Raw genomic sequence first — 23,482 nt, forward strand, 5'->3', positions numbered from 1 at the left:
GTCTGGCGTGAGGATCAAGCTCCGCTACCGCGAGTACGAGCGGGATTGACCGAGAGCCGGGAAGACAAATTGGACGGTGCTTCCCCGACCTGCAGCGACCGCTAGATCGCGCAACGGGATTGCCGGCTGACAAAGGCGCTGCGCGGGTCGCAATCGATCTGCAGCCCTCAGGAAACGATCTGCGGACTTCAAATCAGATCGCTAAAGCCGACAGTGTTGCGCGGTCCCAAACCGAAGCAAACTTATCGCGAACCGAGAGTGATGCCGGAAATTTCGTTCGTATACGCGCCCAAACGTTGGCAAGCTATTGACGAACCATCATTTGTCGATCGTTCGGGAAGACCTCAGTATTCACTCGGACCCGCTTGTGTAAACACCGATCAACAGGAATTTTTAATTTCACCCCAATGAGATAGCCGCACGCGGCCCGCGAAGCGTCAGCACCGGAGGTGCATAGGGTGTGAAAAATCGCTTCCTTCTCTTCTCTGAGCCTTGGCTCGGCGTCTCGTTTCCATTTGTGCCTTGTGAACCAGTCCCACCTGAGCCGCCAGTTCGCGCAAGTTTGCGATGTGAGTGTCAATCGGGCCGTCGCGACGCTGCCTATGAGCTGCGGTCCAACTGCAAAATCCCTGCCTTCTCTTTGCAGAAGAAAGGCGCCAAATTCCCATTCCTTGGTCGCACGTCAATGAGGATCTCTCGGCAGTCCCGCTGCAGATCGACTGCGCTTGCCGGCGCTGGCCAGTGCCAATGATCGCCGATCCAACCATGCGGAAGGAGAACGCAAGGCGCGGCCAAAGACCAAGGATGAGGCGAGTTCAGAGTGTCCGCGGCGGCGCCGCAACTGACCTTTCTTCCGAGCTATTGCAGATGAACTGGAGCTCGTTCGGCAGCTCTCAACATGAAATGAGCGTCAGCAATGTCACTGTGCAGCTCGATGTCGTAGCCTATGTCTCAGCACGCTGAAGGCGTGGGCATCCAACGATCATGCGAGATCGCGCAACCAGCGCAATTCAAAGACTTCGGACGAATTCGTCCGTCCGCTTGGACGTCTTACCTGTGATCGGTTGTTGGATTCTTTCTCTGTCGCGAGCCGGGCCGAAGGCCCGGCGAGCTCCGGCCGCGTGCATGCGACCGCGCCGCGGCTGGGGTTGACCGGAGCGGCGGTGCGTTACATTGCAAGCGCAGAAGGCCGCGCAACCGATGTCACCCGGTTGCGCGGCTGGCGTTTAGACCGCGCGTTCCATCAAGCGTTTGGCCTTGCCTTCGAGCTCAAGCCTGGCGTCCTGATGCGCCTTGCCGCGCGCCACAGCCGTGATGCCTTGCACGAAATCAAAAATGCTCTCCGGCTTGCGGTTCTCTTCGCCAAGAACGGCTTCAATGACCTTCGCCGTCTCGGCTTTGGAAAGGCCGCTCCTGCGCAGAAAGCTCTCCCGATCCTCGTCCGTGCGGGCGACGATCCGCTGCCGGGCGGCTGCTATGCCGGCGACAAACGGCGCGGGTGAGGAGTTGGCAAAGTTCGTCAACGCGGGTGCGGCCTCATGCGCAAACCGCTGCGCGGCAAACTTCGAATGCCGGATCGTGATCTGCTCGAAATTCTCCACACCCCAGAGATTGCGGTTCATGCAGACGGCGCGCAGATAAAAGCTCGCAATGCCCAGCGTCTTGTTGCCGACCTCGCTGTTCCAGCAATAGAAGCCCCGGAAATAAACGTCCGGAGAACCGTCCGGCAACCGTCCCGCCTCGATCGAGTTGGTGTCATCGACCAGAAACAGGAACACGTCGCGGTCACTGGCATAGAGCGTGGTCGTGTGCTTGGTCACGTCCACGAACGGATTATGAATCATGGTCGACCAGTCGAGCACGCCCGGCACTTTCCATCGCGTATCACCGGTGCCGTTACCGGCGATCTGCATGACGGCCGCGACCAGTTCATGATCCCAGATACGACCATAGTCCGGTCCGGTGACGGCGCGAAGCTCGACCCGACCGCTAGCGGCCTCCAGCGTTTTGACCAGCTCGGCACGATGCGACAGCAGGCCATGCTGCAGATTGATCGCCGATAAGGGAGCGGGCAGTTGCCGAAGGTAAGCGGCGGGCGCGCCGACCAGCGTGCACAGCTGCCCAAAGCTCCAATGCGTCGGCGCCACCGGTTCGTCACGACCGGGAACGATCAGGGCCAGCCGCTCGGCGTTGTCTCGGGCAGCTTCGACGCGAATGGATCGGCTCTCGACGGTGCGGGCCTGGGCGCACTCTGCCCGGCTGCGCACAGCGTCATAAAGGTCCGGCAGGTTCAGATATCGCTCGTCATCGGGTCTCGCAAACCACTCCGAGGACACCCGGCCGATACGCTGGCCGCGTGAGATATCCACCCGAAACCCACCAGAAACCTTTTGCCCGCCGTGCTGAGAAACTGTCACGTTCATCGTTACTCTCCTGTCAGGTTGAAGCGCAGCGCTGCGCTGCAACCCTGCCCGTCGGCGAGACCTGGGGTAGCGAGGGCAAGGGCGGCCGGGAGCGGAGGGGGATCACCCGCCTGACAAGGGCGCGCGAGTTTCGCGCGCGTCTGCACGCGCCGTTCCAGTGCGAGAATACTGACATCAGATGAGAGGCGCGGAAGACCGGGGAGACCGTCCCGGCCGGCACCTTTGGTGCGCACCCTTGCCCGCGCGAGGGCGGAGCCATTAGCAATCTCTTCAAAAGAAAATGCTCCTTCCGCTCCCTGGACGGTGCGCAAGAAGCGCAAAAAGGCCCCGCCTCCGAAGAGGCGGAGCCGATGATCCGGTGTCGGATCAGTCGCCGCTGCGGCGCGACCAGATCAGGGTGAAGTCGTCGTCGCCTTCGACCTTGACCAGCGAGGCGTAGATCGGCGCCGGGAAGCTCGGATCGTCGAGCTTGACCGAGAGATATTCGCGGTCGCTGTCACGCGCGGTCTTCTTCCAGGCCGCGCCGAACTCGGTGGGACCGGCAAAGATGCGGTAGTCGGGCGCCTTGTCGTTGTCCTTCTCGGATGCGACGAACTTGGCCTTGATGTTCAGCGTCAGCGTCTTGATCGAGCCGTTGTAGCCGTTGTCCGAGGCGGTGAAGGTGCCGATGGTCGCCATGATGATCTCCGTCTGTTTGTTCGGGCCGCGCCCATCGCGGCCTCGATGGCGCCCTTTGTGCCCGGGGGCGATCGGCCCGCAGTCCGCAGGGCCCGCAGCGCAGCGGAGGACGGCGGAAGGCCGGCTTTTTTGACTTCCGCGAGGAATGCCGCTCGTTTCGCGGCAGGGGAAAAAAGCTGCCCTGAGCCGTTGCGGGAAGGCGATCGAGGCGCTTGCCGTCGCTTGGGCCTGATCAGCCTATTCGAGGTCGCGTCGGACGCGCGGCCCCCACGAACGGACGCGAGACACCCGTGCGACCGACCTGACGCGGCGCACGGACACGAACAAGGCCGCAGCGATCAAAGGGTTTCGGACCTGCGCGGAGCGACCGCCATGACGTCAGGTCGAAGCCAACGCAAGAAGCCCGACTGTTCGGGCGGCTGGTGCCATGTTGGAGAGGACCTGGCGTTGCCTGCCCAGCCGATCGTGTCGCCCGATTGATAACAACGCTTCGGCCTGAGGCGACAATATCATCGGTCGTCAAAGACGGACGACGTCTATTTGGATTCTGCCAACTTGCGTCCAACAGCCAGTCCGGCCTCGCGTTCCCAAGTCACACGAAGGGTTGGTGATCGCGTTACGCGGTCACTAATGTTGCGTGACACCGTCACGATAACCGGTCGGCTGCACGTCGGTTAGGTACGCGGCCGAAAATTCTCCATACAGCGCCGGAGCCGCTCTCGCGGCCCCGGCGCAATTTCTCACTCGGCAGCCACGGGGTAGGTTGCGCTGGTCTGCTCGCTAGGCGTTTCGCCTACACGCTCCTGATCAAGTTCGGGCGCCCGCCACAGCGCCGGCAGCCAGCCGGTCGCGGCCAACAGCTGCTCGGCGGCGACCGCCATGGCGAGCTTTTTCATGTCCGCGATCCGCTCGGCGGCCTCGGTGCCCGTCCCTTCCCGCACGGCGTCCAGAATACGGGCCTTGGTGACACGACCGAGATAGCTGCGCGCCGTTAGTCGCCAATATCCGCTCATATCCAGTTCAACCGCTTCCGCCAGCCGGTCGGCTGTGGCTAGCGCACGCGGCCGCCGCTCCCACGGCAGCTTGACTGCATTGACGGTCAGCGCAACGCAATGCGCGAACAAGGCCATGCGGCCTTCGTGATCGAGGTCGGCCACAAAGCTCCAAAAGCCGGCAACGTCACCGGGCATCTGCGTTGCCCAATTGGCATGGCGATCCGCCCACACCTTCTCCGGTGTGATATCCTCGATCCCATCAGCATGTGCAGTCAGATCGGTCTTGATCGGCTGAATGCCGACCACATGCGCATTGGCACCGAAGTAGAAGATTTGCGCGGCGAGCGCGTGGGTCACGGCTACGACGGCGATGCCCGGCTCTTCACTCAGATTGAGCCGCAGCCCCAAGGTGCTGTAAGCTGTGAGGTTCCGAACGAGCAGGTCCGACAATGGACAATCCTACTCCTCGTCGATCCCGCTCTCCTCCCCCTCCCCACCCTCAGCAGCTTCGTCACTTGCGCCTTCGGCCTCACGCGGCTCCGCGGCACCACCAACCTGCTCCGGTTGCGATCGCGGCTTGTCATCCTCAGGCCGGATGAAGCCGCGCTCGATACGAACCGGTTACAACGCCTGCAGCGTCGGCTTCTACGCGGGCGGCACGAATGCGCAGGGGCGATCAGTTATTCAGTTCACAGGCGGCGGCTTGGTCGTGGGCGACGGCGCGGTCAGGACGTTCAACACGATCTTTCAATGTGACGCTCACTGCGCCGACTGCCAGGTCTCGGACCAGTCGGGTTCTCCGCGAACGTCACCGGCAATCGCGCCTACGGCGGCAGCTGGATGAACACGAAGGCAACATGAGCCGGCGGACTGCAGGCGTGAGCGCGTCGATTGTCTCCTGGAATTCAACCTTGCTGACGAACGGCACCACGATCCCAGGCGGCACGACCACAGCGGGCAGCGTCGGCGCGGGCATGGTCTGCACAACCAAGTGCTGATCACGCCAGAGACTCAATCGATTGTTAACGGAACCGGGGCATCCTGAGCGTGTTAGAGGGTCAATGAGCACAAACTCGACCATTGCCAAGGCAAACAACGCCATCTTAGAGAGATTGGCGGGCGTACCCGCCAATCCTTCTTCGGCTAGCGACGAAGAAGCTGTTGGATACCCGTTCGTCAGCCTGTCGTCCGATGTTGGACATTCAGCGGCGGGTTCCACTTCGCAATCAGATCTTTCTCCTCGGAGAGCCGAGCAGCCTCTCCGGCTGGTGTGGTGTGCGTCACAAGAACGGTAGCACCTGCCCTCACGGCATCGGCCCATCGCTCATGATTCAGCAAGCGATTCCGGAGACTGTCGGCCTGTCCGAAGTACAGCGGCGTGTATCGCTGGTTGCCGATGTGCTTCAGGAAGCCATAGTTCCCAGGTTGATCGAGCAGATCATTCATCCGACCCGGATCCACACTCCAGTATCTATAGCTCCGGCCCGAAGCGCCCGCGTAGTCGATCGTCCAAGACATAGTGGTGTTCACTTTCTGAGGCCTTTGCCTCCTTGGAAAATGAACCAAGCTATTGACGCCGCCAATGCGAGAGATAAAAGTGGGCTCGCACTTGAGAGGGGGCTCCTCTGCTTGGTTCTCCGAGAGAGGTTCTGATCTTTGATTGACCGCCAGGCGCCACACCTCGGCGGTCTTTTCTCGAATCAGTATCAATGACCGCATACTCCGCATTATTTTTTTGGAGTGTGTTAATTTGAGCGCATTGAGCTTCACTTATGCCCAGCGGGAAATATACTGCGAATAACTAACAAGCCTTCCCTTGACGTCGCGCGACTCACGGGCAGCGCGCCGAACAGAGGGCTCGAAGCTCGGCAAAGTTCTGACTCGACTGTACGTTCTCTTTATGTTCTAGTCCACTATCCAATTCGGAAAGGTGGGCCATGGCGGATCTCGAAGCCCTCCGTGCCGAGATCGATCAAGCGCGCAAGCTGGTCAGTCGGCAGCAGCGGGATATTCTGACCCTTCGGCGGGCCGGCCGCGCGACGGCCGACGCCGAGATCGTCCTTTCGAGGCAGCTTGCTCGCCTCGACGGGTTGATCGGCGAGCGCAACCGGCTCACGGCCTCGAGGCCGAGCGCGATGCAAGGGAAAGTCCTGGGAGGCCGCGGGTGGTGAAGTATTTCAGCGACAGCGAGGATCAGCCACCGTTCCTCAAGGCGCTCGCCGAAGTTCGTCGAATCGCAGTGCTGAGGACTGGTACTATCACCATGTCCAGGCGATCATCGTCGCATCGACCAATACGCCGAGGCGCAATCGCGAGTTTTTCTGGAACATGCCCTACTCGACACCGGGCGGCGCGCCTGCCTCTGGTCCGATGATCCGCGGCAGAATTCGCGGAGGTGCCATGAGGTCGCCTATGAGCGCAGGATAGAGCGCGAAGGCTTGGTCGCCGCCATGATGTTGATCGTTGTGGCAGCTTGGTATGCTCTGTATTGGCTCGGGCTGATGTAACCGCCCGACGCCCTAGGCGATTAGGGCCTCAGCATCAATTGCGGCGGAAGTAGCCGACACAGGCTTGGTCCGATGGACATGCTCGGCGCCTTCGGAGCGGAGCGAGCACATTACACCTTCTTGGAATCGTTGATCTCGAATATCCCGCGCGCCTTAACGCGCTCGATTGCTTCACGCCGGACGGCAAGTGTCAGTGAGTCGACAAAAGAACGGACAGTAGAGGTTTCGACTGTCCTGCTGGACCTCTCAATGTCGCTGAGGTCGAGACGAAGCTGATTGGCAGGAGGCTCCGGATCGGGCACGGCGCCAAACTCCTAGATTCGGTACGTTAATTCTGCTCTTTTGCGGCCAAATCCGCAATAACCTTTGACTCGTAATCGAGTTGAGCGTCCAGCGGAATTTTAAAGATTGGCGTCGCGCTTGTTGATGACCTGTTAATAAATCTCCCATTGTCTTTTCGCGATCGAGTCGCGGCAAACGACTTCAGATAGTTGTGCGGGGCGACGCCGTCGTACTGCTTGAGCAAGACTTTTCCTTGCTCTTTTGGATCTTCAGTAATGGCGTCGTGGTGCAATGCGAGGGCTTTGCTCTTTCGATAGGGATGAATATACACGACCGTCGTGATCCCCGCGGCAACAATATGCCTGGCGCAATTATGGCAAGGGTACGTTGTAGAATAGAGGGTCGCACCGACGAGAGAATGTTTTCCTTCTCGCGCGACTGATAAGATGGCCTCCATCTCAGCGTGAATGGAGCGAGAGTATTCGATCAAATCGTCAACGTCCGTTTCCTTGAGAGCATCGCGAACGTCGTCGACTGTTATTGCTCGTTTCAAAAGAGGTTTTTTCTGGTAAGTCATAATTAGCGAAACTATTCCCTCCATTATTTTTTTTCTGCTGATCTCATTGTGGCAGATGTTGGCGCCCCACTTGAAGCAGCGATGATCATTATCTTGGATGGCTGCGCCGTCCCAAACTGATTGGTCGTCCTCGACGTATAATCCGCCGCCGAATTTGGGAACATCATTTCGTCCGATCGCAATTAGTTCGCCGTCTTTCGATAAGATCGAAGCTCCAACTTGTCGCGACATGCATGCAGATGCAGCGCCTGCCGCATCTGCATCGTACATCGCTGCCTCTTCTCTCGTCGGAGTGTGTATATTTACATTGAAGATCAGTTCCAGAAAGCGACGAAGCTTTCTCCGAAGCTCATCTGTCTTTTGGTCGTTACAGACAAAGAAGTCCGACAAAGAGAACACTTTCCGTGTCATCTGACCGAAAGTACCTGCTTCCCCTAAGTCGCGCTCTATAACCTTTTTGACGTCAGGAGCTGCAGCTCCGTCATTCACCAGCCGTATCTGCCGAATATCGTCAGGCGCGAAGACGCCGAAAACGCAAAGGGTTTCTCGATACACTTTTCTTAAGAGAGACAGCTCTTCCAGGTTTTTAAGCGAGTCGATGATGTATGCTCGGCGCCCCGGCATAGCTTTTCCGTCCTGTATTGCGCCCTTTTTGGTTCGAAATGTAACAATTCGCTCGATCGTTTTTTCGGCGAGATAGTCGGGGCCGAATTTCTCGCGCAGTTTATTTCCGGCGGTCTGCATACTGTCCACGTACAGATTTAGTGGCGTACGCGGAATCTGCGTCATGCCAACCCGATGAGCTTCCGCCGCAATAATATCGCTCTGCTTGAACGGGTCTGGGACAGTGTAGGAGAATTCTGTAGTTAGAAGTTCTTTGAGTAGTTTAGCCGAAGTGCTCACACCAGACCCAACAGGCCCAACGAGAGCTATTATTAGCTCCTGTGATTCCCTCTCATCGATCGATGTTGCGAGAGATTTCGGAGAGGATGAAAGCAAGTCTTTTGTTGCGGGGGCGCCCAAGTTTCACTCCCAAAGAACTTCACGCTTGTCTGGCTTCAACCGACCATTCGACTCAACACTAATTGGATCCCGCAACCTGACGGCGAACGCAAGAGAAATTCCCTAAACAGGGATGGATATTCAACGCAAATCAGCTGCGGCGAGAATATGGGGGGAGCGCCCGCATCGCGAGGCTCGTCCGGCTTCAGCGTAGTTATCCACTGTCGCGCCGGCGTCGGCATCTTGTCCTGGCGTCGCCAGGGATCAGTATCACGCAAGTGAATGGGAACGTCTATGACCAACGACAACAGCGAACCGCCGTAAGCACTAGAGGCGCGGAGCTTCGGGAGAAGGTGGATGAAACGCTGTCAGCTGATAGCAAATGAGCGTCTGAAGTGGCTGGCCGATCTCTTAAAGAACATAGCATCCGCAGCGGTGATTGGCGGCCTCGTCACGCCTCTACTTACCGCGGAGATTAGATGGCTGCCCTCTATTTCGGTGGGCATGATGATTGCCGTCTGTTGTGGCTGGGTGAGCCACAAGATGCTCGGCGATCTCAGGGGCGATGATTGATCGATCCGCTCGGCAGCTATTACCCGGGCTCGCTACCGACGAGCATGCCGCCGTGCTCGCGATGCCCGGAGAAAGCGCGGGGCTTCGGTCCCGCGCCAGCGTCACGAACCGATACTCTTGGAGAAACCGCCGAAGAGCCCCCCGACAAAATCGCCCACGCTGGACCAGTCCCGTCGCGCCTCGCTGGCAGCGCTTACAAGCGACGTTCCGATTGTAACTGACAGACCTTGAGGTACTGCGTTGAGCGCAACCAACCCCTTCTCGGAAAGCGTAGCACGTTCTGCGGGGTGGGCCCCGAATGCGACTGTGTATCCCTGATTATTGAGCCAACCGATTGTATATGCAATTTGATCGCTGACGGTCTTTCCGGATGGAAGCTGATGGCTCCAGTCCGTCCCTTGCGCGCCAAAAGCATTTGCGATCGCTTGTCGATCGATGTTCACGGGAGCGGGAAATTGCGAATACAGCTGCGCAAAGACCATTCCAGCAATTCGATTGAATTCCTGGATGTTTGCGGGTGGACCGCTTGAGGCCTCTGTGGTGGACGGCAGCGATTCCGGGGTCGATGTCATGCGTCGCTACCAGTTTCTGATCTCCAAGGCGCGCCACAGTACCATGAACAGGCGAACTATGCACGATCCCGCATGCGCGGGCTGCGCGCAGGCGGCCGGTCGAGCTCCGCAACTGCCCAGCCGACTACCAGGCCGCGCCTTCGATGTAGTCCCGGATCTCCGCCTCGGTCGGGTCGCGGTACAGCCAGCGGCCGTCCATCGGGCTGCGCCTCCGCATCTGGAGTGGGGCGAACATGCCGGGCCGGACGACCGGCAGCCACTCCGAGACCTCGGCACCCGGGCACATCTCGCATTAACTGACCGATCGCCGGCCGCCATGTTGGGACGAATCTCATCCCAGGCCCCCCCGCTCCACGAGCAAACGGCACCCAAGAATCACACAAAACGGAGCTTGTCGAAGCTACGGTCCGGAACGAGGCACCGCAGCTGAAAGCGTGGCTTTCCGGCATTCGACCAGAAAAGGCGCATGATTTCAACGGAGTTGACGGGAACACCTCTCCCCCAACGATGTATTTCCATCTCATCGACGGCATCTGGCTCGAGGCTACCAACCCCAACTTCTAGGCCGCTTAAAGCTGCCAATTGGTCTGCGCGCCGCAGACCGCGTGGTCGACGGGACCCAGCGCGCCGCTTGGGAAGTTCGAACATCCGAACCCAATCAGACGAGGCCACTATGTGCGGCTTCTGCGACAACTGGCGTGCGCGAATTTCCGATAGACGACGCCGGCTCGAAAGCCTGAAACTGGCGCCCTCGCTGTACCCGATGGGCGCCTCCATTGACGCTGCCGCTGCGGCAGTCGGAGAGCTGCGACGGCAAATCGGCGTGTACGAAACATTGCTCGATTGGTCGCCTTGCGGGCCAGCCAGGACGTGAAAAACACGGCCTCCGCCCCTTTTGGACAGTGCCGTTACACCGAGAACCTCTCAAGAACAATGAAACCAAGTCTGGGACTTATTCTGGGACTTTTGGACCGGAAATCTCGGATTGTTAGGGTTTTTGTTCGATTTTCGTGCTCGGTCGAGAAGCTGGGGATGGACTAAAAACCCTTTAGATTCAATTGAGTTACGGGGCGAATTTCGCTCTCAAGCCGAACCCGAGCCCAACATCTGGAAGCTCGGATGCACGAGCGCTTCCGGGGCCGCCACCAGTACGATCATCGCTGCGACCGCGAGCGTGCGGAAGGTGACGGCGCGGCGGTCGACCATGACCGCGATCAGCACGACCGCCGTCATGAAGAACGACCTTTGGGTCGCGACCTCCGCGCCTGAGAGCAACAGATAGAACGCCGCCGCGACCAGCGCCGCGGCCGCCGCCCATTTCTTGATCGGATGGCTGATGGTGAGGCCGGGGATCAGCGCCAGCAGCGCGCGCACGGCGAAGAATACGACGCCGGCGACGACCGCCATGTGATAGCCGGAGATCGACAGCACATGGCCGAGACCGGAGACGAACATCGCGTCGTTGACATCGGGCGTGATGGCGTCGCGCCGGCCGGTCAGCAGCGCGGTGGCGATGGCGCGCTCGTCGCCCGACAGGCGGCCGCGGATGCGTGCGTCGATCGCATCGCGCAGACCCTGCATGGCCGCCGCATAGCCCAGGCCGAAGCCGGCGGCCTGCGGCGGCGTCGCCGTCGTGATCGCGCCCATCACGAAGCCGGAGGCGCCGATGCCCTGGAAGAACATGTCGCGCGCGAAGTCGTAGGATCCCGGCCGCACCGGGGCCATCGGCGGCAGCAGCCGCGCCTTGAGCTGCACGAAGCTGCCGACCTCGGGCGCCGCGCCCTTGCGCACCGCGAGCCTGACACGCGCGATGGTGACGGCGTTGCGCGGGCTCTCCATCGACGTCACCCGCAGCACGATGCGGTCGCTGCGCTCGCGGATGTCGCGCGCCTCGACGAAGCCGGACAGCGCCACCGAATACAACGGCCGCGCCAGCACCGGATGCGCGACGCGCGCGGTCTTGACGGTCGCCGCGGCGAAGCCGCACGCCGCCGCCGCGATCATCACGGCAACCGGAAACAGCCGATGCCGCCGCATCATGATGGCGACGATGCCGAGCAGCGCCGCGGTGGTGGCGGCAATCCAGAGCACGGGCTCGTGATCGGCGGCGAAGTACAGCGCGATGCCGGCCCCGAACGCCACCGGCACCCAGGGCAGCAGCCGGCCCGCCCCGGCCTCCTCGGCCGCCCAGCTCTTCAGGCGGGCGGCGAACACCGACGACGCACCGGCCCCGATCGCGGGCCAGCCGCCGGCCAGCGCGCCGCGCGGCGGCCAGACATCGGCCATCACGCCCGCGATCCCGCGACGCCCTCCCGGCGGCCTGACCGGCTCCGCCATTGCCCCCACACCACCCGTTACCCGACGGGCGGAAAGGCTACCGGAAGCTGCGCGAGCGCGCCTAGCAGAACGGAACGGGAATCCTGGAAATCTGCACGGCCGCTGCGGGGGAACTTTTTGCGCCGCACGTGCTTTTCAGGGGATGGACGCGCACGACCCTGAAGACCCCTTCGCCGACCTCGCGCTCGAGAAGGCGATCCACCTGCGCTGGACTCTCCGGGACATCAAGGCCCACCGGCTGACGCTGTCCCCTGTCGCCGACGAAGATCTTTCGCTGCTCACCGAGCGCGGCCTCGTCGAACTCACCGACGGCGTGCCGACGCTGACCGAGGCCGGGCAGGACGCGATCAGCTGAGCCACACGCGTCCCGCGGTCTCCGCTTGCCTCACCCCTTCGCGACTTCCTTGGCGAAGGTGTCGCGCAGGCCGATGGTGCGGTTGAACACGAGCTTGTCGGGTGTCGAATCCGGATCGCGCACGAAGTAGCCCTGGCGCTCGAACTGCATCGGCGCGTCGGAATTGCTCTCGGCGATCGCCGGCTCGATGCGCGCGTCGGTCAGGACCTCGAGCGAGTTGGGATTGAGATCGGCGGTGAAGTCGGCCGCATTGGGGCTCGGATTGGCGAACAGCTGGTTGTAGAGGCGGATCTCGGCGGTCAGCGACTGTGCAGCGGGCAGCCAGTGCATCGTCGCCTTGACCTTGCGGCCATCAGGCGCGTTGCCGCCCTTGGTCGCCGGATCATAGGTACAGCGCAGCTCGACGATCTCGCCGGCGTCGTTCTTGATGACGTCGCGGCACTTGATGAAATAGGCGTAGCGCAGCCGCACCTCGTTGCCCGGCGACAGACGGAAGAACTTCTTCGGCGGATTCTCCATGAAGTCGTCCTGCTCGATATAGAGCTCGCGGCCGAACGCGATCCTGCGCGTGCCGGCTGCGGGATCGTCGGGATGGTTGATCGCCTCGAGCTCCTCGACCTGGCCTTCCGGATAGTTCTCGATCACCACCTTCAGCGGCCGCAGCACCGCCATCCGGCGCAGCGCCGTGCGATTCAGCTCCTCGCGGATGCAGAATTCGAGCATGCCGACATCGACGATGCTGTTCGCCTTGGCGATGCCGATGCGCTTGATGAACTCGCGCACCGCCGCCGGCGGCACGCCGCGCCGCTTCAGGCCGGCGATGGTCGGCATGCGGGGATCGTTCCAGCCGGAGACATGGCCGTCCTGCACCAGCCGCGTCAGCACGCGCTTGGATAGCAGAGTATAGGTGAGATTGAGGCGCGCGAACTCGTACTGGTGCGGATGCGACGGCACCGGCAGCTTGTCAAGGAACCAGTCGTAGAGGGGCCGGTGATCCTCGAACTCGAGCGTGCAGATCGAGTGCGTCACGCCCTCGATCGCGTCGGACTGCCCGTGCGCGTAGTCATAGCTCGGATAGATCTTCCAGGCGTCGCCGGTGCGCGGGTGGTGGGCGTGCAGGATCCGGTACAGCACGGGGTCGCGCAGGTTGATGTTGCCGGCGGCCATGTCGATCTTGGCGCGCAGCACGCGCGCGCCGTTCGGGAATTCGCCGGCCTTCATGCGCCGGAACAGGTCGAGATTCTCCTCGACCGAGCGGTCGCGGAACGGGCTGTTCCTGCCGGGCTCGGTCAGCGTGCCGCGCGACAGCCGAATGTCTTCCTGAGACTGGTCGTCGACATAGGCCAAGCCGGCCTTGATCAGGCCCTCGGCCCAGTCGTAGAGGCGCTCGAAGTAATCCGAGGCGAAGAACAGGTTGTCGCCCCAGTCATAGCCGAGCCAGCGCACGTCGGCCTGGATGGAATCGATATATTCCTGCTCTTCCTTGGTCGGATTGGTGTCGTCGAAGCGAAGATTGCAGCGGCCGCCGAACTCCTGGGCAATGCCGAAGTTGAGGCCGATCGACTTGGCATGGCCGATATGCAGGTAGCCGTTCGGCTCCGGGGGGAACCGGGTGACGACCGTCTTGTGCCTGCCGCTGTCGAGATCGGCCTGGACGATGTCGCGGATGAAGTCGCGCCCTGCCTCTGCCGTCGCCGCCGTGTCTGTCGTCGTGGTCATCAAGAATATCCTGCTCCGGAATTTGGCAGCCTATCTGCCAAATCCGCTTCCCCCAAGGAAGGCTTTAGTTATGCGATAGGCCTGCTATACACCCCCCGCCCTCTTGAGCCCCTGCCTGGATTTCGTGCTGCCGCCCATGACCATCCCGATCGTCACGCGCTTTGCCCCCTCCCCGACCGGCTTTCTCCACATCGGAGGCGCCCGGACGGCCCTGTTCAACTGGCTGTATGCGCGCGGCCGCGGCGGCAAGATGCTGCTCAGGATCGAGGACACCGACCGCGAGCGCTCGACCAGTGCGGCGATCGACGCCATCCTCGACGGCCTGAAATGGCTCGAGCTCGATTGGGACGGCGAGGTCATCTACCAATATAGCCGCGCCGCGCGCCATCGCGAGGTCGCCGAGCAACTGCTCGCCAGCGGCATGGCGTATCGCTGCTATGCCACCGCCGAGGAGCTGGCCGCGATGCGCGAGAAGGCGCGCGCGGAAGGCCGCACCCGGCTCTACGACGGCATGTGGCGCGACCGCGATCCCAAGGAGGCGCCCGAAGGCGTCAAGCCGACGATCCGGCTGCGCGCGCCGCTGACCGGCGAGACCGTGATCGAGGATCAGGTGCAGGGCCGCGTGGTCTGGCAGAACGAGAACCTCGACGACCTCGTGCTGCTGCGAGGCGATGGCAATCCGACCTACATGCTGGCGGTCGTCGTCGACGACCACGACATGGGCGTCACCCACGTCATCCGCGGCGACGACCATCTGATCAACGCCGCGCGCCAGAAGCAGATCTACGATGCGCTCGGCTGGACGGTGCCGTCGATGTCGCACATCCCGCTGATTCACGGGCCCGATGGCTCGAAGCTGTCGAAGCGCCACGGCGCGCTCGGCGTCGACGCCTACCGTGCGATGGGATATCTGCCGTCGGCACTGCGCAATTACCTGGTGCGGCTCGGCTGGAGCCATGGCGACCAGGAGATCTTCTCCACCGAGGAGATGATCAAGGCGTTCGACCTGCCGGCGATCGGCCGCTCGGCGGCGCGGTTCGACTTTGCCAAGCTGGAAAATCTCAACGGCCACTACATCCGCCACAGCGACGATGCGGCGCTGGTGCGCCAGTTCGAGGACGTGCTGAATTACGTGCCGAACGGCGCGGCTCTCAAGGCCAAGCTCAACGACGCCACGCGCGCGCAGCTCACTTTGGCGATGCCGAGCCTGAAGGAGCGCGCCAAGACGCTCTTGGAGCTGATCGACGGCGCCGCCTTCATCTTTGCCGACCGGCCGCTTCCGATCGACGCCAAGGCCGCCGCCCTGCTGACGCCGGACAGCCGCGCCTTGATCGGCCGGCTGCGTGACGCGCTGGCTGCTGTCGCGTCCTGGAGCGGACCGGCCACAGAAGCCGCGCTGCGTGCGTTTGCTGAAGCCAACAATCTCAAGCTGGGCGCGGTGGCGCAGCCGCTCCGCGCGGCGCTCACCGGCCGAACCACCTCACCCGGTATTTTCGACGTTCTGGCGATCCTGGGGCGTGATGAATCCTTGGGCCGTCTGGAGGACCAGACCACCTCATAAGGTCTCATGGCCCCCCATCTTGCAGCGCACAGGGCAATACGATACGCATTTGCGCGGCACCCACTGGTTTTCCCGGCTCGAACATCCTTCACACGTTGCGGCGGGCTCGTTGACGGATGTTAGGGCCGAAGGACACTAGTAAGTATAAGATTCCAGTACGGTTTCGGATTTGACCTTCGCTTAAGCTGTTGGCAGCGACAGTGACGCGAATGTCAAAGCCACCGCACTAGATAAAGTCCACCTGCCCTGCCATCTCTCAAAAAGAACAAGGGCCAAGCCTAACGATCTCATCGGGGACAAACGATGGACGCAAAATCCGCAAGCAAGACCGCGACCCTCACCGTCGGCAACAAGAATTTCGATCTTCCGATCCTGAGCGGCACCGTGGGTCCCGACGTCATCGACATCGGCAAGCTCTACGCCCAGACCGGGATGTTCACCTATGATCCCGGCTTCACCTCGACCGGCAGCTGCCAGTCCAAGATCACCTATATCGACGGCGACGCCGGCGTCCTGGAATACCGCGGATATCCGATCGAGCAGCTCGCCGAGAAGGGTGACTTCCTGGAGACCTGCTATCTGCTGCTGTACGGGGAGCTTCCCACCAAGGCCCAGAAGCAGGATTTCGACTATCGCGTGACCCACCACACGATGGTGCACGAGCAGATGTCGCGCTTCTTCCACGGCTTCCGCCGCGACGCGCATCCGATGGCGGTCATGGTCGCTTCGGTCGGCGCGCTCGCCGCGTTCTACCACGACTCCACCGACATCAACGATCCGAAGCAGCGCATGATCGCGTCGATGCGGATGATCGCGAAGATTCCGACCCTGGCGGCGATGGCCTACAAATACACCATCGGCCAGCCTTTCGTTTATCCGAAGAACTCGCTCTCGTTCGCCGAGAACTTCCTGCACATGTGCTTCGCCGTGCCGTGCGAGGAGTACAAGCCGAACCCGGTTCTCGCCGACGCGCTCGACAAGATCTTCATCCTGCACGCCGATCACGAGCAGAACGCCTCGACCTCGACGGTGCGCATCGCCGGCTCCTCGGGCGCCAACCCGTTCGCGTGCATCGCCGCCGGCATCGCCTGCCTGTGGGGTCCGGCGCATGGCGGCGCCAACGAGGCGGCGCTGAACATGCTGGCCGAGATCGGCACCGTCGACAAGATTCCGGACTTCATTGCCAAGGTGAAGGACAAGAACAGCGACGTGCGCCTGATGGGCTTCGGCCATCGCGTCTACAAGAACTACGACCCGCGCGCCAAGATCATGCAGAAGATGTGTCACGCGGTGCTCAAGGAGACGGGCCACGCCGACGATCAGATGCTCAAGGTCGCGATGGAGCTCGAGAAGATCGCGCTCAGCGATCAGTACTTCATCGAGCGCAAGCTCTATCCGAACGTCGACTTCTACTCGGGCATCACCCTGAAGGCGATGGGCTTCCCGGTGTCGATGTTCACCGTGCTGTTCGCCGTCGCCCGCACCGTCGGCTGGATCAGCCAGTGGAGCGAGATGATCGAGGATCCGCAACAGAAGATCGGCCGTCCGCGCCAGCTCTACACCGGCGTCGCGACGCGCGACTATGTCGAGATGGACAAGCGCGGCTGAGCGCAGCGCAACTCCGCTTTCGAACGGCGCCGTCGATCCCGACGGCGCCGTTTCGTTTGTGAGGTCGCGCCTTTCTGACTCGCGGCATCGGCCGGGAGTGCATCAGGCCAGCGCCTCGAGATGAGACCTGAGCTGCTCGGCCCCGTATGGCTTGGCAAGGAAGTGCGCGCCGGACGGCAGTTCCGAAGGGGTCACCTGACCTGACGTCACCAGGAGCGCGACCGGAGGCCAGCGGTCCCTGACGACGGCGACCAGCCGCAGGCCATCCATCGACCCCGGCATTTGGACGTCCGTGAAGACCACCGATATGCGGTCACATCGTTCGAGAAGCGAAATGGCCTGATCGGCGTCAGCTGCCTCGATGACTTCGAAACCGAGGTCTCTGATCATGTCGACAGCGTTGGCGCGGATCAGCCCCTCGTCCTCAACGACCAGAACTGTTTTTCTTGTGAGCCGAACGCGGGACACTCTGTCTCCTGTCCAATCTCATTCAATCGCACGACGATCATTTTGTTCCGGCGAACGTTCCGGGGCTGAATGCGTTGAACGGTGCAAATCGAAGACACGACTTGCATCCTGGATCGGGGACCAGCTCGAGCATACGATGACGACCAATCCCAACCCGGACGTCGACGCTGTCCAGCAGCTCGGCGCCGTTCCCAAAATTCTGGACTCGGTGAGCAGGATCACCGGGATGGGATTCGTTGCGGTCGCGCGCGTGACCTCGGATCGATGGGTCTGTTGCGCGGTTCGCGACGACATCAATTTCGGCCTGAAGAAGGGCGGCGAGCTGCGCGTCAAGACGACGATCTGCAGCGAGGTCCGGGAGCGAGGCGAAGCCGTCGTCATCGGGGACGTCGAGACGGATCGCCTGTTTCGCGATCACCCGACGCCAAAGCTCTACGGCTTTCGCAGCTACATCTCAGCTCCGATCACCCTGTCCGACGGGACCGTCTGGGGCACCCTGTGCGCGATCGATCCAGCGCCGCGCGAGCTCGACCGGCCCGAAATCGTCAGCACGTTTCAGCTGTTCGGGGAGCTGATCGCCGCCCAGCTGGAGCTTCATCAGCGCTTCGCGCTCAGCCAGGCCAGCCTCGGCCTCAGCGAGAAGCGCAGGTTTTCGACCGAGGAACGGCTGAAGATCACCCAGGCTGACCTGCTCGACGAGCGCCGGACCGCCGAGCTGAGAGAGCAATTCATCGGCGTTCTCGGCCATGACCTCCGCAATCCGCTGGCCTCGATCGACGCCGGAATGCGCGTGCTGCTGCGCAACCAGGACGGCGCCAGAGCGCCTGAGATCATTTCCATGATTCAGAAATCAGTCATGCGCATGGCCGGACTGGTCGACAACATCATGGATTTCGCCCGGGGGCGCCTCGGCGGCGGCCTGACGATCAAGCCCGACGCGCGGCAACCGCTGGCGCCGGTGATCGAGCAGGTCATCTCCGAGATCCGTCTGGCCTGGCCCGATCACGAGATCGAGTCCCGGATCAACATCGCGGAGCCGGTCAAATGCGACCGCAGCAAGATCGGACAATTGTTCTCGAACCTGCTCGGCAACGCCATCTCCTACGGCGACAAGGACAAGCCGATCCAGGTCTCCGCAACAACGAGCGAAGGCTGTTTCGTGCTCGCCGTCACCAATCACGGACCGCCGATCTCGGACAAGGCGATGCAGAATCTGTTCAAGCCCTACATGCGTGGCGAGCGTCCGAGCCAGCATGGTCTCGGGCTCGGACTCTACATCGCCTCTGAGATTGCGCGAGCGCATGGCGGCACGCTCCAGGCCACGTCGACCGGCGACAGAGCGACCTTCGAATTCAAGATGCCGCTTCAGGCCTGATCAGCGCCGCCCGCTGCGCATCGTCGCCAGCACGATGTCGGCCGCGCGCACGCTCGGCGAGGCCGCGCCCGTGGACATGATCGCGTCGAGGCGATGGAATGCCTCGACCTGGCGCGAACGTATCGGACCGTCGCCCAGGAGATCGGCGAGAACGGGCACGAGATTGTCGGCGGTGCAGGCTTCCTGAAGGAATTCCGGAATGACGTTCTCGCCGATCACGAGATTGGCGAGAATGACCGATTGCACGTTGACGACTCGCCGGAGAATGAACGCCTCGATCTCGCCGACGCGATACGCCGTCACCATCGGCACGCCGGACAGCGCGAGCTCCAGGGTCACCGTGCCGGACTTGGCGAGCGCGGCGCGCGCGCGCCTGAAGGCTGCCCGCTTCTCGGCCTCGCCCGTGATGATCTCCGGAACGAGCGGCCAGTTTGCGACTCCAGCCCGCACCGCGGCTTCGAGATGCGGCGTGGTGGGCAGCACGGCTTCGAAGGCCAGGTTTTGGGCGCGCAGCCGCGCCAATGTCTCGCCGAACACGGCGATGTGGCGAGCGACCTCGCTGCGCCGGCTGCCAGGAAGCACCAGCAGAACGGGAGGGTCGGCATCTCGGCGCGCCTGCTCTGCCGCATTGGGGCGCAGGTTGGCGAGCTGTTCGATCAGGGGATGGCCGACATAGGTGCAGGGCGGACCATTGAGCCTTCGGAACGCCTCCGGCTCGAACGGCAGCAAGCCCAGCACGTGATCGACGTAGCCGCGCATCGCGCGCGCCCGGCCCGGGCGCCACGCCCATACGGTCGGCGCCACGTAGTTCACGATCGGAATCTCGGGATCGCGCGCGTGAACCCGCTTCGCCACGCGCTGGGTGAAATCGGGACTGTCGATGATGACGAGCACGTCGGGCTGGTCCGCAACGATCGCATCGACGGTGCCGCGGATCAGACGGAGGATCTTGGGCAACTGCTTCAGCACCGCCGCGAAGCCGACGATCGAGAGCTCCTCGATCGGAAACAGCGAGGCGAGTCCCTCGCGTGTCATGCCGCGGCCACCGACGCCGGAGAATTCGACGCCGTCGCCGAGCCGCTGGCGCAGCACCTTCATCAGGCTGGCGCCGAGGCGATCACCGGACTCTTCGGTCGCGACCAGGCAGATCCTGCGCATGGCCGGGCCTGCCGGAGGCCGGGGCGTCACGCCGTGACACCCGTGATGAACACGCCTGCCCGATCGGCGGCAGCCACTGTCTCCTGGGGATCGGCGAGCAGAGTATAGGCGGCAGCGACGGCGACTCCGGCGAGACCCGCCGCCGAAAGCCCCTCGACGGTGCGCGGACCGATGGTCGGCAGGTCGTAACGCAGGTCCTGGCCGGCCTTGGGCGCCTTCACCAGCACGCCGCGCCCGGCAGCAGCACGAATGCGGCGATCGGCGCGCAGCCGCGCCACGCGGGCCAGCAGCCCGTCGGTGCCCTCGATGTCCTCGAGCGCAACGACGTGGCCGTCGATCACGACCACGGCCTGCCCGACATCGAACGGCGCCATGGCGCGGAGCACGGACATTCCTTTGGCGATGTCGCCGGTCACCAGATCGTTGGGCCCGCTCCGCGTCAGCCGCCCTTCGGGCACGAGCAGATTGGGGGCGACGTCCTTGACGCCGATCATGTGAAAGCCGTGGCGCTCGAAGATGCGGCCGACACCGGACAGCAGATGATCGTCACCGCCGCGAAAGGCCGACCAGATGTAGGGCAGCTCGCGCAGCGTGCCCCAGTCGAAGCGGATCTCCGACACGGCCGGACGAACGAGATTGCCGATGAACATGAGATCGCGAACGCCCTCGGCCTTCAGTAGCTTCAGGGCATTGCCGAGTTGGCCGAGGCCGATCCAGTGATGACGAAAGCGCGCCAGCGGCTTTGGCTCGCAGATGCCCTTCAGGGCGAACAGCACCGGCGTCTGGCCGCGCGCGACGATGGCATCGGCGACCGCGAAAGGCAGCACCCCGCCCGCGGCGATCATGCCGATCGGCGGAGAGGTCTCGGCGGCCGGCGTCGCCATGGCGCTACGGCTCGATGGCCGGCCTGCCGATCTCGGGCAGGCACAAGGCACGATGTCGGCCGCCATCGATGAAGGCGAGGATCTCGGCAATGGCGGGATCCTCGCCGGCCAGCGGCCGCACCGCCGCGAGGCGATCGGCGAACACGCCGGGGCCATGGAAAAGCTTTTGATAGAAGGCACGCACCGTGGCGAGGCGCTCGCGTGTGAACTTGCGGCGCTTCATGCCAATGACGTTGAGACCTTCGAGCGCGGCATACTGGCCGTTGGCGAGGCCATACGGAATGATATCGCCGCGTACGCCGCAGACGCCGCCGACCATCACGCCATGGCCGATGCGGGTGAACTGATGCACCGCGGACAGGCCGCCGATGTAGACGGAATCACCGACCTCGACATGGCCGCCAAGTGTCGCCGAGGTCGCGAAGATCACGTTGTCGCCGACAACGCAATCGTGGGCGACATGGGCATTGTTCATGAAGAACCCGGCATTGCCGACCTTGGTCAGGCCGCCGCCTTTCGTGGTGCCGATGTTCATCGTCACGCCTTCGCGGAAGGTGCAGCCGGAGCCGATCTCGAGCCGATGCGGCTCGCCGCGATAGCTGAGATCCTGCGGCGCGCCGCCGAGCACAACGAAGGGCGAGATCACGTTGTCATCGCCGAGCGTGGTGTGGCCCATGATCTGGACGTGGCTGATCAGCTTGCAGTTGGCCCCGATCACGACGTTGGGGCCGACGATGCAGTAAGGACCGATCACGGTCCCCTCACCGATGACGGCGCCATCCTCGACGCGTGCGGTGGGATCGATCTTGCTCATTTCGACGCAATCAACTTTCTACCAGCTCGTCAGTCGGTCAGCATCGCGCCGACATCGGCCTCGGCGACGACGACGCCGTCGACCTTGGCATCGCCGTGGAACCACCACATCGTCTTGCGCCGGCCGATCGAGCGCATGTGATACTCGATGGTCTGGCCGGGCAGCACCGGCTTGCGGAACTTGCACTTGTCGATGGTGAGGAAATACACCGCGCGCGGCTTTTCCGTGCCCTCGACCGACTTGATGCCGATCACGCCGGCGGTCTGGGCCATGCCCTCGATCATCAGCACGCCCGGATAGACCGGCCGCTCCGGAAAGTGCCCCTGGAAGCAGGGCTCGCCGATCGAGACGTTCTTGACGCCGATGCCGCTGTAGTCGGCCCGGATGTTCTTCACGCGGTCGATCAGGAGAAATGGATAACGGTGCGGCAGCGTCTTGAGAATCTCGTTGATGTCGACGTCCGCAAACCTGATGGGTGACTCCTCCATCACTCCCGTCCCTCGTCCCTGTTCGTCGCGGTCGAATCTCGCACCAGCCGTTCCACCGCAACGATCTCGCGGAACCACTGCTTGGTCGGCTTGGCGAAGAAACCGCCCCACCGGCCGTTCGGCGGAATGTCGTCCTTGACGCCGCTCATCGCCGTCACCTGCGCACCATCGCCGATCGTCAGGTGATTGTTGATACCAACCTTCGCCCCGAGCGCGACGTTGTCGCCGATCGTGAGACTTCCTGCCAGCCCGATCTGGGCCGCCAGCAGGCAATGCCGTCCGATTGTGACATTGTGGCCAATCTGCACCTGGTTGTCGATCTTGGTGCCCTCGCCGATCACCGTGTCGCGCAGGCTGCCACGGTCGATCGTCGTGCCGGCGCCGACCTCGACATGGTTCTGGATCAGCACCCGCCCGGTCTGCGGCACCTTGGTGTGCCCATCCGCGCCGAAGAAGATGAAGCCGTAGCCGTCCTGGCCGATGCTGCAGCCAGGATGGATCAGGACGTCGTTGCCGATCAGCGCGCACTGGATGACGGTGCGGGCGCCGACATTGCAGTCGCGACCGATCTTGACGTGGGGGCCGATCACGGCACCCGCCCCAACGATCGTCCCTGAGCCGATCTCGACATGGGCGCCGATCACCGCCAGCGGCTCGACGATGACGCCGTCCTCCAGCCGCGCGGTGGGATCGATGATGGCTTGAGGCGAGATTCCGTCATCGCCGAACCAGGGCTGCGGCCGCAGTGCGTCGGCATGGAACCCGCGCGCGAGCTGCACGAAGGCGCGGAACGGCTGATTGGCGCGAAGCACTGCGACATGGGACGGCACGCGCGCCTCGAATCGCGGACTGACCAGGCAGGCGCCCGCTTTGGTGCCGGCGAGCTGGCCTGCGTATCTGAGGTTGTCGAAGAACGCCAGATGCATCGGGCCGGCCTCGTCGAGCGACGCCAGTCCCTTGACGACCTGCTCGCCGCGGGATGGGTCGACCAGGGTGGCCTTGGCGGCGGCGGCGATCGCCGCCAGGGTCGTGGGCGGCGGCGATTGGAAGAAGGTCGGCTGGGCCATTCCGTCGTACTCTCAAGACAAAAAGTCAGAGCCCGGCTC

At 62.7% G+C, this 23,482-nt stretch carries 20 protein-coding genes and 1 pseudogene; 6 read left to right on the plus strand and 15 right to left on the minus strand.

What is annotated here, in order from left to right; genetic code table 11:
* Positions 1-1,226: 1,226 nt before the first annotated feature.
* The 4 genes from QX073_RS19690 to QX073_RS19705 all read right to left on the minus strand — a co-directional run bounded on the left by QX073_RS19690 (position 1,227) and on the right by QX073_RS19705 (position 5,542).
* Positions 1,227-2,423: a DUF932 domain-containing protein gene (locus QX073_RS19690; RefSeq protein ID WP_316226223.1), complete on the minus strand. Its 1,197-nt coding sequence runs from the start codon at positions 2,421-2,423 to the stop codon at positions 1,227-1,229.
* A gap of 366 nt (positions 2,424-2,789) precedes the next feature.
* Positions 2,790-3,101, minus strand: a complete 312-nt coding sequence (locus tag QX073_RS19695) for a DUF736 domain-containing protein (RefSeq protein ID WP_316226224.1) — start codon at positions 3,099-3,101, stop codon at positions 2,790-2,792.
* A gap of 740 nt (positions 3,102-3,841) precedes the next feature.
* Entirely contained in the window at positions 3,842-4,546 is a 705-nt protein-coding gene (locus tag QX073_RS19700; RefSeq protein WP_316226225.1) for a hypothetical protein, read from the minus strand.
* 726 nt (positions 4,547-5,272) lie between these two features.
* Entirely contained in the window at positions 5,273-5,542 is a 270-nt protein-coding gene (locus QX073_RS19705; protein ID WP_316226226.1) for a hypothetical protein, read from the minus strand.
* Positions 5,543-6,033: 491 nt separating this feature from the next.
* Between QX073_RS19705 and QX073_RS19710 the strand changes: the two genes are divergently transcribed.
* Positions 6,034-6,267 (plus strand): hypothetical protein, encoded by a 234-nt coding sequence (locus tag QX073_RS19710; RefSeq protein WP_316226227.1) that lies wholly within the window; start codon positions 6,034-6,036, stop codon positions 6,265-6,267.
* Between the two features lie 664 nt (positions 6,268-6,931).
* Here the strand turns inward: QX073_RS19710 and QX073_RS19715 are convergent.
* Complete coding sequence (locus tag QX073_RS19715) at positions 6,932-8,485, minus strand: anti-phage dCTP deaminase (protein ID WP_316226228.1); 1,554 nt, start codon at positions 8,483-8,485, stop codon at positions 6,932-6,934.
* A 336-nt stretch (positions 8,486-8,821) separates the two neighbouring features.
* On the opposite strand from QX073_RS19715, the gene QX073_RS19720 reads away from it, so the two are divergent.
* The gene (locus QX073_RS19720; RefSeq protein WP_316226229.1) at positions 8,822-9,037 is read left to right on the plus strand and encodes a hypothetical protein; all 216 of its coding nucleotides are present in this window, start codon (positions 8,822-8,824) and stop codon (positions 9,035-9,037) included.
* Positions 9,038-9,138: 101 nt separating this feature from the next.
* Here QX073_RS19720 and QX073_RS19725 read toward each other — a convergent pair whose 3' ends face one another.
* From QX073_RS19725 to QX073_RS19735, 3 genes and pseudogenes are all read right to left on the minus strand, one after another.
* Complete coding sequence (locus tag QX073_RS19725) at positions 9,139-9,609, minus strand: hypothetical protein (protein WP_316226230.1); 471 nt, start codon at positions 9,607-9,609, stop codon at positions 9,139-9,141.
* 124 nt (positions 9,610-9,733) lie between these two features.
* Complete coding sequence (locus tag QX073_RS19730) at positions 9,734-9,895, minus strand: hypothetical protein (protein WP_316226231.1); 162 nt, start codon at positions 9,893-9,895, stop codon at positions 9,734-9,736.
* A gap of 818 nt (positions 9,896-10,713) precedes the next feature.
* Positions 10,714-11,946, minus strand: a pseudogene (locus QX073_RS19735) (ComEC/Rec2 family competence protein); the annotation flags it as partial.
* A 142-nt stretch (positions 11,947-12,088) separates the two neighbouring features.
* On the opposite strand from QX073_RS19735, the gene QX073_RS19740 reads away from it, so the two are divergent.
* Positions 12,089-12,301 (plus strand): hypothetical protein, encoded by a 213-nt coding sequence (locus QX073_RS19740; protein WP_315711615.1) that lies wholly within the window; start codon positions 12,089-12,091, stop codon positions 12,299-12,301.
* Positions 12,302-12,331: 30 nt separating this feature from the next.
* On the opposite strand, the gene QX073_RS19745 is transcribed toward QX073_RS19740, so the two are convergent.
* On the minus strand, positions 12,332-14,020 hold the full coding sequence (locus QX073_RS19745; protein WP_315750914.1) for a glutamine--tRNA ligase/YqeY domain fusion protein: 1,689 nt from the start codon (positions 14,018-14,020) through the stop codon (positions 12,332-12,334).
* Positions 14,021-14,156: 136 nt separating this feature from the next.
* Between QX073_RS19745 and gltX the strand changes: the two genes are divergently transcribed.
* Together gltX and gltA are read left to right on the plus strand one after the other, a co-directional pair.
* Complete coding sequence (gene gltX / locus QX073_RS19750; protein WP_316226232.1) at positions 14,157-15,581, plus strand: glutamate--tRNA ligase; 1,425 nt, start codon at positions 14,157-14,159, stop codon at positions 15,579-15,581.
* Positions 15,582-15,884: 303 nt separating this feature from the next.
* Positions 15,885-17,189, plus strand: coding sequence for a citrate synthase (gene gltA / locus QX073_RS19755; RefSeq protein WP_315711611.1), 1,305 nt, complete (start codon positions 15,885-15,887; stop codon positions 17,187-17,189).
* A gap of 102 nt (positions 17,190-17,291) precedes the next feature.
* Here gltA and QX073_RS19760 read toward each other — a convergent pair whose 3' ends face one another.
* Positions 17,292-17,657 (minus strand): response regulator, encoded by a 366-nt coding sequence (locus QX073_RS19760; RefSeq protein WP_316226233.1) that lies wholly within the window; start codon positions 17,655-17,657, stop codon positions 17,292-17,294.
* A gap of 136 nt (positions 17,658-17,793) precedes the next feature.
* On the opposite strand from QX073_RS19760, the gene QX073_RS19765 reads away from it, so the two are divergent.
* Positions 17,794-19,032: a GAF domain-containing sensor histidine kinase gene (locus QX073_RS19765; protein ID WP_316226234.1), complete on the plus strand. Its 1,239-nt coding sequence runs from the start codon at positions 17,794-17,796 to the stop codon at positions 19,030-19,032.
* Here QX073_RS19765 and lpxB read toward each other — a convergent pair whose 3' ends face one another.
* From lpxB to lpxD, 5 genes are read right to left on the minus strand one after another with little or no spacing between them, the layout of a single operon-like run.
* Positions 19,033-20,190: a lipid-A-disaccharide synthase gene (gene lpxB, locus QX073_RS19770; protein ID WP_316226235.1), complete on the minus strand. Its 1,158-nt coding sequence runs from the start codon at positions 20,188-20,190 to the stop codon at positions 19,033-19,035. It abuts the gene before it with no gap.
* 26 nt (positions 20,191-20,216) lie between these two features.
* On the minus strand, positions 20,217-21,074 hold the full coding sequence (locus QX073_RS19775; RefSeq protein ID WP_316226236.1) for an LpxI family protein: 858 nt from the start codon (positions 21,072-21,074) through the stop codon (positions 20,217-20,219).
* Between the two features lie 4 nt (positions 21,075-21,078).
* On the minus strand, positions 21,079-21,888 hold the full coding sequence (lpxA, locus tag QX073_RS19780; RefSeq protein ID WP_315711606.1) for an acyl-ACP--UDP-N-acetylglucosamine O-acyltransferase: 810 nt from the start codon (positions 21,886-21,888) through the stop codon (positions 21,079-21,081).
* Positions 21,889-21,917: 29 nt separating this feature from the next.
* Positions 21,918-22,376 carry a 3-hydroxyacyl-ACP dehydratase FabZ gene (gene fabZ, locus QX073_RS19785; protein ID WP_284418776.1) on the minus strand — a complete coding sequence of 153 codons (459 nt, stop codon included), beginning with the start codon at positions 22,374-22,376 and terminating at the stop codon, positions 21,918-21,920.
* Positions 22,376-23,443 (minus strand): UDP-3-O-(3-hydroxymyristoyl)glucosamine N-acyltransferase, encoded by a 1,068-nt coding sequence (lpxD, locus tag QX073_RS19790; protein ID WP_316226237.1) that lies wholly within the window; start codon positions 23,441-23,443, stop codon positions 22,376-22,378. Before lpxD ends, fabZ begins: the two co-directional genes overlap by 1 nt.
* Positions 23,444-23,482 lie beyond the last annotated feature (39 nt).

The organism is Bradyrhizobium sp. SZCCHNS3052 (genome assembly GCF_032484495.1).
Lineage (GTDB): Bacteria > Pseudomonadota > Alphaproteobacteria > Rhizobiales > Xanthobacteraceae > Bradyrhizobium.